This window comes from Citrobacter sp. CK194, assembly GCF_030333395.1.
Taxonomy (GTDB): domain Bacteria; phylum Pseudomonadota; class Gammaproteobacteria; order Enterobacterales; family Enterobacteriaceae; genus Citrobacter_B; species Citrobacter_B koseri.
The window spans coordinates 1174807-1191603 of record NZ_JAOWGA010000019.1; the positions used below are offsets into that span (position 1 = coordinate 1174807).

The window sequence follows — 16797 nt, forward strand, 5'->3', positions numbered from 1 at the left end:
TATCCGGCTTACGATGTTGCATAGCGCCATCAGGCATTGAGCAGCGCCATCAGCCGTTTTTTGTCGGCGTCGGACACATCCTGCGGATGCTGATACCCCTTATTTTCATTTGCCCGGGTATAGAGCGCGACCAGCCAGTCATACACATAGCGACTGGCGGCATGTACCGGCTGTTCATCCAGTTGGGTGAGCCGGGCCATCGGTTGCAGGCGAGGCGCGCTGAAGATCGCCGATCCTTTCTGGAACCGGCTGGCGGGTCGGGCGTCCTCCGCCACATTTTCGTAGCCAAGCCAGGCGATAAAGTTACCGATCCCGGCATGCAGCTGCGCGCCGCAAACCTCTTCACGCTGCATAATCTGCTGTAACTGCTGAGGCACATTAAGCCGATAGCTGGCGGTAATCAGAATATCCACGACCAGCCTGAGCGTATGCGACTCCAGACCTAAACGACGGGCGTTGCTCTCATTTCGGCTCCACTGGCGCACATGGTTAATCCACATTTTGTGGGCCAGATACCCTGTCTCTTTGTTTTCTGCCGGGCGGGGAGCGTCTGGCTCATCCGCAAACAGATCGATCGCTTCATTAAACAGGCCGCTGACCTGCTCTTCGCGCGGCTGCTGAATACGCAAAAGCGACTCAAAATGGTGTATTGGCGGCAGAAGCCCGTCGAGCAACTCGCCATGCCGGGCGGCCTGCCCCTGAAGCTGGCGAATAACGGATTCCGTCGCCTTACTGCCGCTGTCTTTTGGGGTGATATGGCTCAACAGCAGGTCATGAAGCCGTTGTTGATGCTGCTCACACAGGGAGGCCAGCCGCGCCTGGCGCTGTAACGGCGACGTCGCCTGTGACAGCCATTCCACCAGACGCTGCAAGCTGTGTTTATCCAGCGCCTGAAGGGTGCCCCAGTGAAGGCCGGGTTTCCCCATTAACTGCTGCACGGCTTCATCAAGATTCTGCTGCGTTGTGAAACGCGCATCCTGCGGCGTAATGGCCCAGACCACGCCCGGTAGCGCGGCGTCGCGCAGCGGTTGTGTATCGTTCACCCAGCCCAGCAGCGTGCGGGCGGCAGCGGGCGTCTGCGACCGGGCGGAGGTGGCATTGCAAATGACCAGCACATCGGGCTGCAAATGTTGGCGATAATGTTCCAGCATCCAGCCGAGTTTTGCCCGCCAGAGTGGATGCGGGTGCGCATCCGGCGCCAGCGGAATATCCAGCAGATCGACATTATCCAGCGCCGTGTTTTCAACGCTAAGCACCAGTTCACGCGTCAGCAAAGCCAGTGAATCCAGAGAGAGGCTCACCGCATTGAGTAACTGATGGTGCTCAACAGGATGTACAACGACGTCGCTCTGCGCGTCGTTGCCGGATAACGCGCCCTGGGTCAGAAAACTTTCTGCCGGAAGGCCAAAATGATCGACCAGCAGACTCAACGGCGCCGCTAACTCCTGCGCATGGCCGGTCTGTTGCAGCGTACGCGCCAGCGTTAGCCACTGTTGCGTTAATTCAGGCTGTTCGCCCCAGAGTAATGCCCAGGCGCTGGCGCGGGTCGTCAGATCCACCGAGGGCAGCAGGGAGGCGAACTGATGCCAGAGCGCATCGTCGATTTGCTGTTGCCCGACAGGAACGCAGGTGCGCCAGAAACGGGCAATGGCGGCGACGTCCTCTGCGGTCACTCCCTGAACCGGCTGACGCTGACGCAGCGCCTGCCACTTTTCTAACCGCGTCTCAATAATAGATTTTTCGACCTGCCGGTTATCGGGTGAGGCGCTGGCCCAGGCGATAAACAGTTGTACCAGTTCAGCTTCACTGATGAGCCGCAGACGCAGCGGCCATTCGCTATCAACCGCCGCGCTTTCATCCTGCGTAAAACGGATCGCCATATTGGCTGGCGCATGGCCTGGGTTGATATGGGTAAAATAGTCAAAGCAGCGATCCGGCGTGGCGATGTTCAGTTTTCCCTCACCGTTACCGCACAGCGCGCCAAGCAGATGCGCTTTTGAGGATTGTGAATGGCCATACAAACCGATGCTGCCTCTTGCCTGTTGCGCGGCGTTCAGCGCCGATTCACCGGCGGCGGCGAGTGTGAGCTGCGCCAGCAGGGCGTCCGCTTCATCATCCAGGCGTACTGCGTGCTGACGTGTATGGTTAACCCACGCAATGGCGGCCTGTGTGGTGTTTAACGTCTTGCTCATTTCAGGTACACGCTCCCGCTGTCGATCCAGTAGTGGCTGCCGCTATGACGACGGTCGGCCAGGGTATTCAGTTTTAAGGTCAGGGCATTCGCGGCGACGGGCGTTCCATCCTGTAGCCAGGCGTCACTCAGCACAAACGATTCCGGCCCCGTCTCTTTGTTCCCGCCGCGCAGTTGCAGCCGGACATTGAGAACGCCATCACCGGCGATGGTTTTCGCCAGCTCTGCTGAGTTAATGCTCAGGGTATAGAGTGGGGTCGCAGGCCAGCGGCTGTTCGCCAGTTGGCGGAAACCGAGCGTCACATTGCCGCGAAGCGGGAAGTGCAGACGGGTATCCAGCTTCGCGCCGGGTTTATCGAGATCGATCTCCTGATACCAGACGTTTTCATCACGCAAGGTATTGACCGTGTTATCCAGAACGCCGAGATAGCATACGGTGGAATAGGCGCCGATATCAGCGGCTTTAAAGTTAAAGCGCGGTAGCCGTAAATCCAGCGCCAGGCTGCACAGCATCGCCCCCACGGCGGCGGTTGATTTCGGGTTGCCAATCCGCCCCTGTTGGCTGAAGGGATACCATTCATGGACGCGATACTTGTCCATCCAGACGATGCGGTTAACGGGAACCGGCTGTAAATGGCGGATCAGCGCCTGCACGCCGGGCAGGCAGGTTGGTCTGCCCGTCACCAGCAGAATGTCGCAGCGGTAATGAGAAATCGCTTCGCAAACGGCATGCAGCGGCGAGGTCAGGGTAAACTGACCGGCCAGTAATGCCTCCTGTAAGTGACTGAACTGCACCTGCAACGGCACGCTCAGCAGATCGAACGCCGGTGAGCCTGAAGGCAGCGCATGGTCGATCGCCTGCTGGATGTAATTCATCACGTTGCGCGTAGGGCGTTGAGTCAGCAGTTCGCCAAAGGTCGCGTGTAGACCCGCCAGCGGATCGTTAACGTCGCTCTGTTCCCAGGCGGCCAGTACGGCGTGCCCCAGCGGCATAAACAGCTGTAGCGCCGTTTGTTGACGCAAAATCGCCTGCGTATCAATGCGGCCTGAATCTCCAAACAGCGTTGCCAGCAGGGCGGCGGCATCCGTCACGCCTGCCTGCTGCAAGCGGGTTTGCAGCGCAGGCAATATGCATTTCTGGATGACGTCCAGCAGCATGTCATCGCCCGCGACTTTAAACCCTTCACGGAACAGTAAGTGCGGGGTGATCTTGACGTTCGCGCCGACGCCGTCATCAAGCTGGTAGTGGACGACCGCCATATCCGTCGTGCCGCCGCCAATGTCGATAGACGCCACGCGTAGCGCCCGACCTTTGGTTTCGCCCGGTTCCGGTAAACGGTCCGGGCGAGCCAGGGCGTTGAAGAACGTCTCCGTGCGCCCGGCGTAATGGGAAATCGCTTCGTTATACAGCCATACCAGCTGTCCGCAGCTGGCTTCATCCCATTCCATCTGAATGTCCGGCACCGGAACAACGCTCTTTTCCTGCTGTTTACGGGAGGAAAAATCCTCATCCTGCGGATGCCAGCCCATCGCTTTCCATACCAGTGCGATGGCTTCGAACATACGCTGGCGGAAAATTTCGCGTTCCTGTTTCGGCATTGCCGATGGCAGGGTCAGAATCAGCGTGCGCAACTGACGCGGCGACGCCGGAAAACCGAGGCGTAACCGCGTCGCCACGCTGTTCATTTGCCCCAGCGCCTGCGACAGAATTTCGCACAGCATGTGCGTCATCAGCGTGCTGCGGCTGTACTGCGGCGAAAAGACCGGCAACCGGTCATCAGGCGGCAGGCTGAATAACGGTTGTCCGTCGTCATTCATCAGATTCATCAGCGGGAAGGCGGTGGCGAGCGGTTCTCGCTGCGTTTTGCTGTTCATCTGGCTGAAGCGCCAGTCCTGTAAAACCGGGGTTTCATCCCACAAATAACGACGCGGGCTGGAGATCCCGCTGCTGCCTTCCGTTCCCAGACGCTGCATAGCCAGTTTGCGGGCTTCGTCGCCCACGCGCACAATCGATGGCCAGATAAAGGCGTCGTCGCGGCCGCTTTCAACCGAAAAATGCTGTTTGCCGAAACGCGCTTCAGAGAACTCCAGTCGGCTGGTGAACAGCGGATCGTTAAGACATTGCGGCTCACTTAAAGAGCGTACCTGTAATTCCGCCGTCTGGCGCAAACCGTCATTGGCGTCGCCGTGATCTTCAATCAATACGCCGCAGGTATGGGTATTGCCGACGTCCAGAATCAGATCCACCGGAATCGCAGGCGTGCTGAGCGTGTGGGTGACCAGCTTCACTTCCGGTACGGAAAGCTGTTCCCCCAGTAACGTCATCAGATTCAACCAGTGCGCCTGGTACTCAAAGTTACGCAGCGCCTGCTGAATCTCCTGCTCAGAGCGGTTCTCCTCCTGGGTGACGTGATGAAGGAAGGATTCGCGCAGCCAGCCGTCAATCCACGTCTGGTCAAGAAAATCGGCAATTTCATCATCGCGCCAGGCCAGCGCGAACCGCGTGCCATTGAGCAGGTCGTTTTCGTTAGGCGCCAGCGCCGCCGGCGCGTTCTCGCTTAACTGGCTGTCCAGCGCCACGGTAATGCGGTGCGTATGGCCCGCGCTGTCGGGTTCAGGCAGCTTACGCACCTGTACGCGCGCCCAGTTGTCGGGGCCTTCCACAAACGTACGTGGAGGGTTAAAGCGCAGGAAAGGGAGCGGCAACCAGACGCCATCCAGCACATCCAGCGAATAGTGCAACATCTGGGTGCTTTCCGGTTTGACCACTTCAGGTTGACCCCCCGTGCGCCCCGGTACCGTATAGCGCCCGTTGGTCAGATCAAAGTCGAGCCGGAGCAGGGGGCCGTTCGCCGTTTTACGCACGAAACGACCAAGATGGGCAGACTCCTGCGGCGTCAGGCCGAAGTCGAGGAATTGTACGCCGCTGTTTGCGATGAGCGTTACGCTTTGTTTGTAATCACACAGATTCACCAACATAAAATCAGGCACCTATCTTTTTGATCGTCAACGGGACTTCCGCATGGGCGTCATAACGCGCTGAGCAAGCCGCAACGTCATTCGTGCTGGCTTTACAGGTGATTTCCGGCATCGGGTAGCGCGAACCATCGGTGCAACGTGCGTGACCACGGCTCTTGATCATCAGCTCTCCGGTCTGATGCAGGCCGGAGAAAATGTCCGCCCGGCAGACGATGTTGTCGCCGTGTACCACCCGGGCGGTGCCTTTGTTGTTCTGGATCTGGTAACGCAGCGAAGGCGCTTTTCCGCTGACCGGATCTTTAACGTCAATCAGTACGCGCCAGTTTCCATTCAAAAAGCGCGTGACTCCCGCTTTCATCTGACCGGCATCCATCACCAGCGCATCTTTGGGGATGGCGGCGATCACCACCGGTTCATCTGCGGGCTTCGCTTTTTTCACTGGCGGAATCACTTCCGCCTGATGCAGCGGCAGTTGGGCAATCATCTTCGGCAACGGTTTACTGTCTACTTTCGCGGCGACAACCGGCGTACTGACCGCCGTGGCTTCGGCGACGGGGGCAGACGGTTTCCACAACAGCGACGCCGCAACGGCAGCGACAATCACGGCGGCAACCGGCAGGCTCCATAGCGGCAGACGCGAAGAGGGCTTCACGGGAGCGGTCGGAGATGGTGAAGGCGCCTGCGGTTCGCTGACAACAACAGGGGCGACCGGTTCAGGTTCGGGTTCCTGGGGGCGTTCAATCATCACCGGCGTCAGTAAGGGCTCATCGGAACGGGCAAACGTCACCTCTGGCAATGGCTCATCTTCCGCCTCCTGCTCGGGTTCAGCGGCAGGCGGCAGGACGGGCGGAACATCAATGGCGCGCAGGCAGTCAAGTACGTCCTCACGGGTGTTTTCATTAAGATTCACAAACCCCCAGAAGGTGATGACCGGTTTGCCATCAACCAGAAAAACGTGGTTTTCCCCAGGGAACTGAACCGCTTTTTCCAGCAGGGAACCGAACAGCTGCAACGAAGTTTTCCCGGATTGCAGACTTTTGCGGCTCAGCGCCGCCGCGTTTTCCAGCGTGCTGCTCAGGTAGCGCAGCGCCCGAAATCGCGCTTCTTCCTCCGCGGCCTTCCATGCGATGGCTTTTCCCTCGACCGGGGAATACCAGTCGACGCGATCGCCGCTGTCATTAATTTGCGGGATCGCCAGACAATCCACCATTGCCTGCTGTTTACGCAGACGAAGCGTTTCACGAATTTGCAATGCGGAATCAAATACGGCCTGACCGCCGCCGCCCACGGCCTGATAGTCGTCCAGATTGCCGCTACGTAAGAGAGTTTTTGCCACGTTGTTGTCCCTTAGACTTCTTCACGCATCTACTTTACGGATTACAAAGACAAGCAAACGGCGGAAGAGAGGCAAAAAGGGGCTAATTTTCATGGCATAGCGCCGGGGGAAAAATCTTGACGTTTTCAAAAAGACTTAAGGGAAATTATTTCACGCCGCAGGACGCATTCATCAGCGATGAATACCAGAACGGAATAACCTGAGAGTGATTCGTTATTTGTCAGCTTTTGTAAGCTATGCTCATATGACACTCTTTATAATCAAATGAAAAGGCTTATAACGATGTCTACAGGGAAAACGTTGCTCGCGCTGGCGCTCAGCGCACTTTTACCGGCAGGGGCGGCATTTGCGGCCAATACCGATACCATCATCTACTGTTCTGAAGCCTCACCCGAATCGTTTAACCCGCAAATCGCCAGCTCCGGCCCGTCATTCGTGGCCAGTTCGCAGGTGCTGTACAACCGACTGATCAATTTCGATCCGGTAAAAAATACGCCGGTGCCGTCGCTGGCGACCGACTGGACGATTTCCCCGGACGGGAAAACATACACGTTTACGCTGCGTCAGGGTGTGAAATTCAACAGCAATAAATTCTTTAAACCGACGCGCGATTTTAATGCCGATGACGTTATTTTCTCGGTGCTGCGCCAGAAGGATGCAGATCATCCGTACCATAATGTGTCGCAGGGCAGCTACGAATACTTCAATGATGTCGGCCTCGATAAGTTGATTAAAGAGGTGAAAAAGGTCGACGATTATCACGTCCAGTTTGTGCTGAACGAACCCAATGCGGCATTCCTCGCTGACTGGGGCATGGATTTCGCCTCCATTCTCTCCGCAGAGTATGCCGATGCGATGCTGAAAAAAGGCACACCGGAAAACGTCGATAACTGGCCTGTCGGCACTGGCCCTTACGTACTGCAACACTACAAGCAGGATTCACAGATTCGCTACCTGGCGAACCCGAACTACTGGGATGGCGAAGTGCCGACCAGACATCTTATTTTCTCGATTACGCCTAACGCCCAGACGCGCCTGGCAAAACTGCAAACCAACGAGTGCCAGATTATTCCGGCGCCATCACCCGTACAGTTTGACGAGATTAAAAAGAATAATGCGTTAACGCTGCATTCGGTCGATGCGCTGAACGTCGGCTATCTGGCCTTTAATACCGAGAAAAAACCGTTTGATAACGTACTGGTGCGCCAGGCGTTAAATTACGCCACTGATAAAAAAGCCATTATCAACGCGGTGTTCCTCGGTTCCGGTACGGTGGCGAAATCGCCCATTCCGCCAAATATGATGGGCTTTAATAACAACCTGAAGGATTACGACTACGATCCGCAAAAAGCCAAAGATTTGCTGAAGCAGGCGGGGCTGGAGAAGGGGTTTGAGGCAACGCTCTGGTCGATGCCGGTGCAACGCCCTTATAACCCCAATTCCCGGCGCATTGCGGAGATGATCCAGAGCGACTGGGCAAAAGTCGGCGTGACGGCGAAAATCGTCTCTTACGAATGGGGAGAGTATCTGTCCGGGATGCGTAAAGGCGAGCACGATACCGCGCTGTTCGGCTGGATGTCTGACAATGGCGATCCAGATAACTTTGCCGATGTGCTGCTGGGCTGCAACAGCATAAAAACCGGCTCAAATGCCGCGCGCTGGTGCGATAAAGGGTATGATGATCTCGTCCAGAAAGCGAAACGGGTGAGCAAGCCGGAAGAACGTGCGCAGCTCTACCAGCAGGCGCAGGACATTTTCTATCAGCAAGCGCCGTGGATCGCGCTGGCAAACGGCAAAACGTTCTACGCCACACGCAGCAACGTAACCGGATACAGCGTAAGCCTGATGGGCAGTGATTTTTCAAAAGCTAAATTGAATTGATGGTTTAAGGAGAGTTTATGTCGCACCTGGAAGAGGTCACTGCGCGCGTAGATGCCGCTATCGAAGAGAGCGTCATTACCCATATGAACGAACTGCTGATCGCGCTGAGCGATGATGCCGAACTGAGCCGGGAAGATCGTTACACCCAGCAACAGCGGCTACGGACGGCGATTGCGCATCACGGTCGTCAGTACAAGGAAGATATGGAAGCGCGTCGCGAACAGCTTACCAAAGGCGGTAGCATTCTCTGACGTTGATAAGCACGGCCTGTGAGGGATGTACAGGCCGGATAAGGCGTTTACGCCGCGACGCCGCCATCTGGCGAAGCGGCAGTTAAAACTGGCGTCTGGCGACCAGCCACGCGCCGATCACCAACAACACCGCGCCGCAAACCGGGCCTGCCAGCGCACGTAACGGCACGCCATGACTTCTCAAAATGTCCAATACCAGGCCGCCAATAAGCTGGCTGGCAACCAGAACCGCGATAGTCGTCGCTGCGCCAACGTACTGATACCCGCTAATACTGGCGAAAACAAAAAACGATCCGAGCAAACCGGGAATCAACGTCCACCATCGCACGCTGGAAACCAGCTCGCTAAACCCCGCCGCGCCTTGTTTAAACCACAAAATGCTGACAAACAGGACAATCCCGACCAGCGAATTCAGCAGCATGGCGATGAGAATCGTTGACGAGTTCTGTGTGATGCGCACCATAAGCGTGTTTTGCACAACCAGCCCAATACCGGCGGCAATCAGAAAGGCGAGGGTCAGCGTCTGGTTCATCCGCGCGCATCCGGGTCGCGGCGATCGTCAAGCTGAAGCTGCATAAACGTCAGATCCAGCCAGCGGCCGAATTTGGTGCCAACCTGCGGCATTTGGGCGGTAATGCTGAACCCCAGCGTTTCGTGCAGATGCAGCGATGCCTGGTTTTGCGACTCGATTCCGGCGACCATCACATGCTTGCCACATGCGCGCGCTTCCTCGATCAGACGGCTGAGAAGCGCCCGTCCGAGGCCTTTCCCCTGATGATCCGGGTGGACATATACGGAATGTTCGACCGTATGGCGGAAACCGTCAAAGTTACGCCAGTCGCCAAAGGAGGCGTACCCGGTGACGACGCCATTCTCTTCACTGACCAGAACCGGATAGCCTGATAGCTGACGCGCATCAAACCATGCGATGCGGTTATCCACATCGACCGTTTGATCGTTCCAGATTGCCGCCGTGTGCAATACCGCGTGATTGTAGATTTCGGCGATGGCGGCGCAGTCTTCTTTGCCAGCAAATCGAATAGACATGTTGAACCTCAGTTGTTGTTCACTATAGTATTACGATATGAATACTATCGAAGACAGCATAAATCAACGGATCAGTGCAAGAATTCGCATTGAGCGTGAATCGCGGGGCTGGTCGCTGACGGAGCTTGCCGAGCGGGCAGGCGTATCGCGCGCCATGATCCACAAAATCGAACGCGGAGAGAGCAGCCCGACGGCCACGCTGCTGGGGCGGCTTTCCGGGGCGTTTGGCATCAGCATGTCGACGCTGATCGCGCGTGCAGAAATGCAGGAGGGCAAGCTGCTGCGTTTTGCCGATCAACCCGTCTGGCACGACCCGCAGACGCACTATCTGCGCCGCCACGTCTCACCGCGCAGCGACCTGCCCATCGATCTCGTACAAATCTCGCTTCCGGCGGGGAGTGACGTACCGATGCCTGCGGCATCCTACGCGCAGGCAAGACAGCTTATCTGGCTACAGCAGGGAGAGCTGGTCTTTGTCGAAGGCGGGGTTCGCCATGAGATGAAAGCGGGCGACTGCCTGGAGCTGGGGCCGCCAAACGACTGCCGTTTTATCAATGAGACGCAGGAAACATGCGTTTACCTGGTTGTGCGCTTAAACCACGCGGGTAATTAATGTTCGGCTACTATTGAGGGATTCATGCCACAAGCAGAGGAGAACATCATGGGCCAACAAGCATACCGTAATCGTCGTTGGGTTCTGGCTTCGCGTCCGCATGGCGCGCCGGTTGAGAGCAACTTCCGCATGGAAGAGGACGACGTGGCGACGCCCGGTGAAGGGCAAGTGCTGTTACGTACAATTTTCCTGTCCCTCGATCCCTACATGCGCGGAAGAATGAGCGACGAATCGTCCTACTCACCGCCAGTGGAGATCGACGGTGTGATGGTTGGCGGAACGGTCAGCCGGGTCGTGGAGTCCAGCCACCCTGATTACCATCCGGGAGAATGGGTATTAAGTTACAGCGGCTGGCAGGATTATGATATTTCCGACGGGAAAGGGCTGGTGAAACTCGGTGACAACCCTGAGCATCCATCATGGGCGTTGGGTGTGCTGGGGATGCCAGGCTTTACCGCCTATATGGGACTGCTGGATATCGGCCAGCCCAAAGCAGGGGAAACGCTGGTCGTTGCGGCCGCCACCGGGCCGGTCGGCGCAACCGTCGGGCAAATCGGCAAACTGAAGGGCTGTCATGTGGTGGGTGTCGCAGGCGGCGCAGAAAAATGCCGCTACGCGACCGAGACTCTCGGTTTTGACATATGCCTCGATCACCACGCGGCGGATTTTGCGGAACAACTGGCGAAAGCCTGCCCGCAGGGGATTGATGTGTATTATGAAAATGTCGGCGGCAAGGTGTTTGATGCGGTTCTGCCGCTGTTGAATACTTCGGCACGTATCCCGTTGTGTGGTCTGGTGAGCGGGTATAACGCCACAAAACTCCCCGACGGACCTGACCGGCTGCCACTATTAATGGCGACGCTGTTAAAAAAACGCATCCGCCTGCAAGGGTTTATTATTGGTCAGGACTACGGGCACCGGATTCATGAGTTTCAGCAGGAGATGGGGCGCTGGGTCAAAGAAGGGAAGATCCACTACCGCGAGCAGATCACCGACGGACTGGAAAAAGCGCCGGGGGCGTTTATCGGTCTGCTGACCGGGAAGAACTTCGGCAAGGTCGTGATTCGCCTGGCGGATGATGCCTGAGAATTGACGCTGCATGACATTAAAAAATAGCGGGGCGATTCCCCGCTATTTTTTTAGCTTTTTTAGCTCTGGCGCTTACTCAAAACGCCATGCCAGATTGACGCCAACGCCGTAGTTTCTCCCCGGCGCCGGTTCGTAATAGCGTCCGTTTGATTCGTTGACGATCACCGAACCGACATACTCTTTATCAAACAGGTTATCGACCCGGCCAAACACATCGACCGTTAAGTTGCTGTAGTTAAACTTATACCCGGTGTTCAGGCCAACCACGGTATACGAGGGCGCTTTTGCCGTGTTGTGATCGTCTGCCATGATGTCCCCCATATAGCGGGCATCGGTGCCGGCATACCAGCCTTCATCCGGTACATATCCCAACGAGGCGAACCCCATATTACGTGCAATGCCCGGCATGCGGTTACCGTTGCAATCGCCACTTTTGCAGACGTTGCTGCGGTAGGTCGCATCCAGCCAGGTCCAGGAGGCGTTTACCCGCCAGTTACCGGCGAAACGCTGATCCCATGATAATTCCGCGCCCTGGCGACGGGTTTTACCGGCGTTTTTATATGTGGTGCGCCCACCGCCGCTGGTGGCGACGACAATTTCATCATCCGTATCCGTCTGGAAGAGCGCCGCCGTCAGTAAACCATCGCCAATACGCGTTTTACTGCCAATTTCCACCGTGTCATTGGTAGCGGGTTTCAGGCCGAAGTTCAGGCCGCTTTGTCCGTCCGGGCGATAGGAGAGTTCATTGATGGTCGGCGTTTCAAAACCGCGCCCTGCGGCCAGATAAACGTTCCACGCATCGGTGAACGCATACTTGAGCGCCCCGGCAGGGAGCCATTGATGGTAGCTGGCCTCGCCGCTGTCATCTCTGTTTCCAGGCGTAACGTAATGATCGTTAGAGTCAAACCAGACTGAGCTGTACCGTACGCCAGCATCAAGCGAAAGTTTTTCGGTCAGTTGCCACTGCGTTTGCAGGTAGGGATCGGCGTTCCACATCAGGTTGCGCTCATTACGACGCAAATCGCCTTTCACGCCAAACTGCGGCACGCCGTTATTCAGGCGGTAGTTCTCGTAACCCTTGCGATTTTCGCTCATATTTTCATAGTTCAGGCCGGTGGTGAACGTCACAGGTACGCCCAGCTCGCCCCGGTGCGTCCAGCGGGTGTCGATACCCTGATAATGACGCTGAAGCACGATTACGCCGCCTGCATGCGCGGGGTTATCCCGCTGCGGCGCCATCGGTATGGACTGGTATTGTGTGGTTTCACGTTCACCGGCATACATCATCACGCTCAGATCGTCGTGTTCGCTGAGCTGACGCTCATAGCGCAGGCCTGCCTGAGTCTGCTTGATGGTTTTTCGCGTGTTGAACTGTTCGGCGCGCAGCGACTGCTGCGGGTTGGCTTTCCATTCGGATTCGGTCAGGCCGCCGGGGTCGTTCGCGTGAATGTCTACGCTATTGAAAATCAGGCTTAACTTACTGGCATCGTCCAGACGCACCCCCAGTTTTGCGTTAGCCAGATTCTTTTGCGCGCTGCTGCGATCGCGAAAACCGTGGGTGGTGAATCGGGTCGTGGAGACGGTGTAATCCACGTCACCCGCCTGCGTTCCGTCACCCATCGCCCCCGTAGCTTTCATGCCATAGCGCCAGCTCCCGAAACTGCCGTAATAGCTGCTGGCTTCAATCGTCGGCGGCTGGCGTCCGGTTTCCGTCGTCACGTTCATCACGCCGCCGGAAGAGTTGCCGTACAGCGCGGAGAAGGGGCCGCGCAGCACTTCCACATTCTGGACGCTGCTCAGATCGATATTGGACGTCTGCCCTTGTCCGTCCGGCATGGTGGCAGGGATGCCATCAACATACAGACGAATACCGCGAATGCCGTATGCAGAGCGGGAGCCAAATCCGCGAATTGACAACTGTAAATCCTGCGCATAGTTCTGACGGTTTTGCACCTGCAAACCGGGCACGCCGTTTAAGGATTCAGACAGGTTAATACGCGGCGTCGCCAGTCGCATATCTTCCCCATCAACCACGGTGACGGCGGCGGGCGTGTCCAGTTCAGACACCGTTTGCGGCGTCGCGCTAACAATCATCGTTTGTTCATCTTCAGCCGTGGCCGCCAGGCTCACCGGCGAGAAAACGAAAGGGAATAAAAGGGCGGGAAATGCGGCCTGACGAGCGGTAATGATCTTCATGAAAAAAAACCAATCACGAGTAAACGTGCCAAATGAAATTTGATGAATACTTTAATTACTTTGTAAATATATGAAAAATTTAATAGCACGATGCGTTAATGGAACATGAAAAAATTAAAGAAATTGTAGACTGCCTGCAAAGAAACGCTCCACTTTGCACTAAATAATGATTACTATTCGCATCTACGTACAGCGAGTGGGACACGGATTCACTCGCCGAAGCCATGTGAAGCAGCTACAAACGTGTTTATCAAAGGGAGTCGTCATGCATTTACGTCATCTGTTTTCGCCGCGCCTGCGTGGTTCTTTACTGTTAGGTTCACTGCTGGTCGCGTCTTCATTTAGCACGCAGGCGGCAGAAGAAATGCTGCGTAAAGCCGTCGGCAAGGGCGCTTATGAAATGGCCTATAGCCAGCAGGAAAATGCGCTGTGGCTGGCTACTTCGCAAAGCCGCAAAACGGACAAAGGCGGGGTGGTTTATCGCCTCGACCCGGTTACCCTTGAGGTGACGCAGGCCATCCATAACGATCTCAAACCGTTTGGCGCGACCATCAACAACGCGACGCAAACGCTGTGGTTTGGTAACACCGTAAACAGTGCGCTGACGGCAATCGATGCCAAAACAGGTGATGTAAAAGGGCGTCTGGTGCTGGATGAGCGCAAGCGTTCCGAAGATGTCCGTCCGCTGCAACCACGCGAACTGGTCAGCGATGATGCGACCAACACCGTATATATCAGCGGCATTGGTAAAGAGAGCGTGATTTGGGTGGTTGACGGTGAAAAAATCGCCCTGAAAACGACCATCCAGAATACCGGTAAAATGAGCACGGGTCTGGCCATTGACAGTAAAGCGAAGCGTCTTTACACCACTAACGCAGACGGCGAGTTCATCACCATCGATACTGCGGACAACAAGATCCTGAGCCGCAAGACATTGCTGGATGACGGGAAAGAGCACTTCTTTATCAACCTGAGCCTCGACACCGCAGGCCATCGCGCTTTCATCACCGACTCCAAAGCGGCTGAAGTTCTGGTGGTAGATACCCGTAATGGCAATGTGCTGGCAAAAGTAGCCGCGCCGGAATCACTGGCCGTGCTGTTCAACCCGACCCGCAACGAAGCCTATGTGACGCACCGCCAGGCCGGTAAAGTGAGCGTGATTGACGCGAAAAGCTATAAGGTCGTGAAAACTTACGACACGCCGACATTCCCGAATAGCCTGGCGCTGTCTGCGGACGGGAAAACGCTGTTCGTGAGCGTGAAGCAGAAATCAACCCGTGAGCAGGAAGCCACTCAGCCAGATGATGTTATCCGCATCGCGCTGTAACGGTGAAATAACGCTGTAAGCATTAAGTAAAAAGGAGGGGCTTGCCCCTCCTTTTTACTGCGTAACAACATCCCGATAAACGTCACGCCACCGGGCTGCCAGTGTTAACTCGCCGTCTCTTCTCGTAATACCATGTCCTGTTTATTCTCTTCCTGCGGCACAACCGGCGCGGTACGGTGAATTTCCGCCACGCGGTTGCGCACGCCAAACCAGCCAGCGACCAGCAGAATGGCAATCAGCGGAAGTGAAGCGATGGTATAGGTGCCGTTAGGGTAATCAAACGCCATCAGCACCAGAACGCTCAGCAGGAACAGCAGGGTGAGCCAGGAGGTAAACGGCGCGCCCGGTAACTTAAAGCTGACGTCTGCCGCTTTGCCTTCTTTAATCGCCTTACGCAAACGCATCTGGCACACCACGATGAAGCCCCAGGAGGCGATAATACCCAGCGATGCGAAGTTAAGGACAATTTCGAAAACCTGAGAAGGCACCAGATAGTTGAGCAACACCCCGATGACATACACGCCCAGCGTCGCCAGAATACCGGCGTACGGCACCTGCTGACGGCTCATTTTCGCCATAAATTTCGGCGCGGAACCGCCCATCGACATCGAACGTAAAATACGGCCGGTGCAGTACAGGCCTGAATTCAGACTGGAGAGGGCCGCCGTCAACACCACAATGTTCATAATGCTGCCGATGTAAGGCACGCCCAGTTTTGAGAAGAAGGTCACGAAGGGGCTCTGACCGGCCTGATACGCGTTCCACGGCAGCAGCAACACCAGCAGGACAACGGAACCAACATAGAACAGGCCAATACGCCAGATCACGCTGTTGATCGCTTTTGGCACCATCGTTTGCGGATCTTTGCACTCTCCGGCCGCCGTACCAACAAGCTCAATCGACGCGAAGGCGAAGACAACGCCCTGAACCAGCACCAGAGCAGGCAACAGGCCATGCGGGAAGAACCCGCCGTTATCGGTGATCAGATGGAAGCCTGTTGTGTTGCCATCCAGCGGTTTGCCGCTTCCTAAAAAGATTGTGCCGACAACCAGAAACAGGACAATCGCCAGCACTTTTACCAGCGCGAACCAGAACTCCATCTCGGCGAACCACTTCACGCCAATCATGTTCATTGTGCCCACAATCGCCAGCGCGCCCAGGGCAAACACCCATTGCGGAACGTCACCGAATGCGCCCCAGTAGTGCATATACAGCGCCACTGCGGTGATATCGACGATCCCGGTCATCGCCCAGTTGATGAAGTACATCCAGCCTGCGACGTATGCCGCTTTCTCGCCTAAAAATTCACGGGCGTAGGAGACGAAGCTGCCGCTGGAAGGGCGATGCAAAACCAGCTCGCCGAGCGCGCGAAGAATAAAGAATGAGAAAATACCGCATACCAGATAAACCAGCGCCAGGGCAGGGCCAGCCATTTGTAGTCGTGCGCCAGCCCCTAAAAACAATCCGGTGCCAATTGCGCCGCCAATGGCAATCATTTGTACCTGTCGGTTGCCCATCGCCTTGTGATAACCCTCTTCATGGGCGTTCAACCAGCGTCGTTTCGCGGCATGTTGTTCAAGCGCGTTTGTATTGTGTGTTTTCATTGTGTTACCTGTTGACCTGTCGGACAGAAGAGATACTTTTTGTGCCGCACCTTTTGCTAACCAAACGATTGCCTGGCTAACGCTGAAACGGTTTTTCCCATCATTCTGTGGTAGGGATAAAACCATCGGCGGAGCATCCTACCTGCAATTGTTAAACGACGCAAAACATACCCGGAAACGCAGCGTTAAGACGTCGTGCTTTTACGTGTGGTCAGCTCAGCCGCGCTGTGGTCACGATTCAGCCAGTAGCACGGTGAATCAACTACACTTAGCGTTTTACACG

Annotated in this window: 12 protein-coding genes; 5 read left to right on the forward strand and 7 right to left on the reverse strand. The window is 56.1% G+C overall.

All coding sequences use genetic code 11. The features are described 5' to 3' along the window. Positions 1-29: 29 nt before the first annotated feature. Genes OGX80_RS21620 through OGX80_RS21630 form a run of 3 tightly spaced genes read right to left on the reverse strand, consistent with a single transcriptional unit; the run spans position 30 to position 6506 of the window. A complete protein-coding gene (locus OGX80_RS21620) occupies positions 30-2192 on the reverse strand; it encodes a virulence factor SrfC family protein (RefSeq protein ID WP_115181621.1) in 2163 nt (720 codons plus the stop codon). Continuing rightward, positions 2189-5170: a virulence factor SrfB gene (locus tag OGX80_RS21625; RefSeq protein ID WP_115182338.1), complete on the reverse strand. Its 2982-nt coding sequence runs from the start codon at positions 5168-5170 to the stop codon at positions 2189-2191. Before OGX80_RS21625 ends, OGX80_RS21620 begins: the two co-directional genes overlap by 4 nt. Before the next feature lie 4 nt (positions 5171-5174). Continuing rightward, positions 5175-6506 (reverse strand): SrfA family protein, encoded by a 1332-nt coding sequence (locus tag OGX80_RS21630; RefSeq protein ID WP_115181622.1) that lies wholly within the window; start codon positions 6504-6506, stop codon positions 5175-5177. A gap of 282 nt (positions 6507-6788) precedes the next feature. On the opposite strand from OGX80_RS21630, the gene OGX80_RS21635 reads away from it, so the two are divergent. After that, positions 6789-8387, forward strand: a complete 1599-nt coding sequence (locus OGX80_RS21635) for an ABC transporter substrate-binding protein (protein WP_024130321.1) — start codon at positions 6789-6791, stop codon at positions 8385-8387. 17 nt (positions 8388-8404) lie between these two features. Then, positions 8405-8638 carry a YdcY family protein gene (locus OGX80_RS21640; RefSeq protein WP_012132361.1) on the forward strand — a complete coding sequence of 78 codons (234 nt, stop codon included), beginning with the start codon at positions 8405-8407 and terminating at the stop codon, positions 8636-8638. Between the two features lie 82 nt (positions 8639-8720). Here the strand turns inward: OGX80_RS21640 and OGX80_RS21645 are convergent, their stop codons facing one another. Continuing rightward, complete coding sequence (locus tag OGX80_RS21645; RefSeq protein ID WP_104868649.1) at positions 8721-9170, reverse strand: DMT family transporter; 450 nt, start codon at positions 9168-9170, stop codon at positions 8721-8723. Further along, entirely contained in the window at positions 9167-9685 is a 519-nt protein-coding gene (locus tag OGX80_RS21650; protein ID WP_071258341.1) for a GNAT family N-acetyltransferase, read from the reverse strand. The genes OGX80_RS21645 and OGX80_RS21650 overlap by 4 nt, the downstream gene beginning before the upstream one ends. Positions 9686-9722: 37 nt before the next feature. Here OGX80_RS21650 and OGX80_RS21655 point away from each other — a divergent pair, with 37 nt between their 5' ends. Further along, complete coding sequence (locus OGX80_RS21655) at positions 9723-10298, forward strand: helix-turn-helix domain-containing protein (protein WP_115181623.1); 576 nt, start codon at positions 9723-9725, stop codon at positions 10296-10298. A 48-nt stretch (positions 10299-10346) separates the two neighbouring features. Then, complete coding sequence (gene curA / locus OGX80_RS21660) at positions 10347-11384, forward strand: NADPH-dependent curcumin/dihydrocurcumin reductase (protein ID WP_115181624.1); 1038 nt, start codon at positions 10347-10349, stop codon at positions 11382-11384. 75 nt (positions 11385-11459) lie between these two features. Here the strand turns inward: curA and pqqU are convergent, their stop codons facing one another. Continuing rightward, entirely contained in the window at positions 11460-13583 is a 2124-nt protein-coding gene (pqqU, locus tag OGX80_RS21665; RefSeq protein WP_115181625.1) for a TonB-dependent receptor PqqU, read from the reverse strand. Between the two features lie 265 nt (positions 13584-13848). Between pqqU and yncE the strand changes: the two genes are divergently transcribed. Then, complete coding sequence (yncE, locus tag OGX80_RS21670; RefSeq protein WP_115181626.1) at positions 13849-14910, forward strand: 7-bladed beta-propeller protein YncE; 1062 nt, start codon at positions 13849-13851, stop codon at positions 14908-14910. A gap of 104 nt (positions 14911-15014) precedes the next feature. On the opposite strand, the gene ansP is transcribed toward yncE, so the two are convergent. Beyond that, positions 15015-16514: an L-asparagine permease gene (gene ansP, locus OGX80_RS21675; RefSeq protein ID WP_104868653.1), complete on the reverse strand. Its 1500-nt coding sequence runs from the start codon at positions 16512-16514 to the stop codon at positions 15015-15017. Positions 16515-16797: the final 283 nt, after the last annotated feature.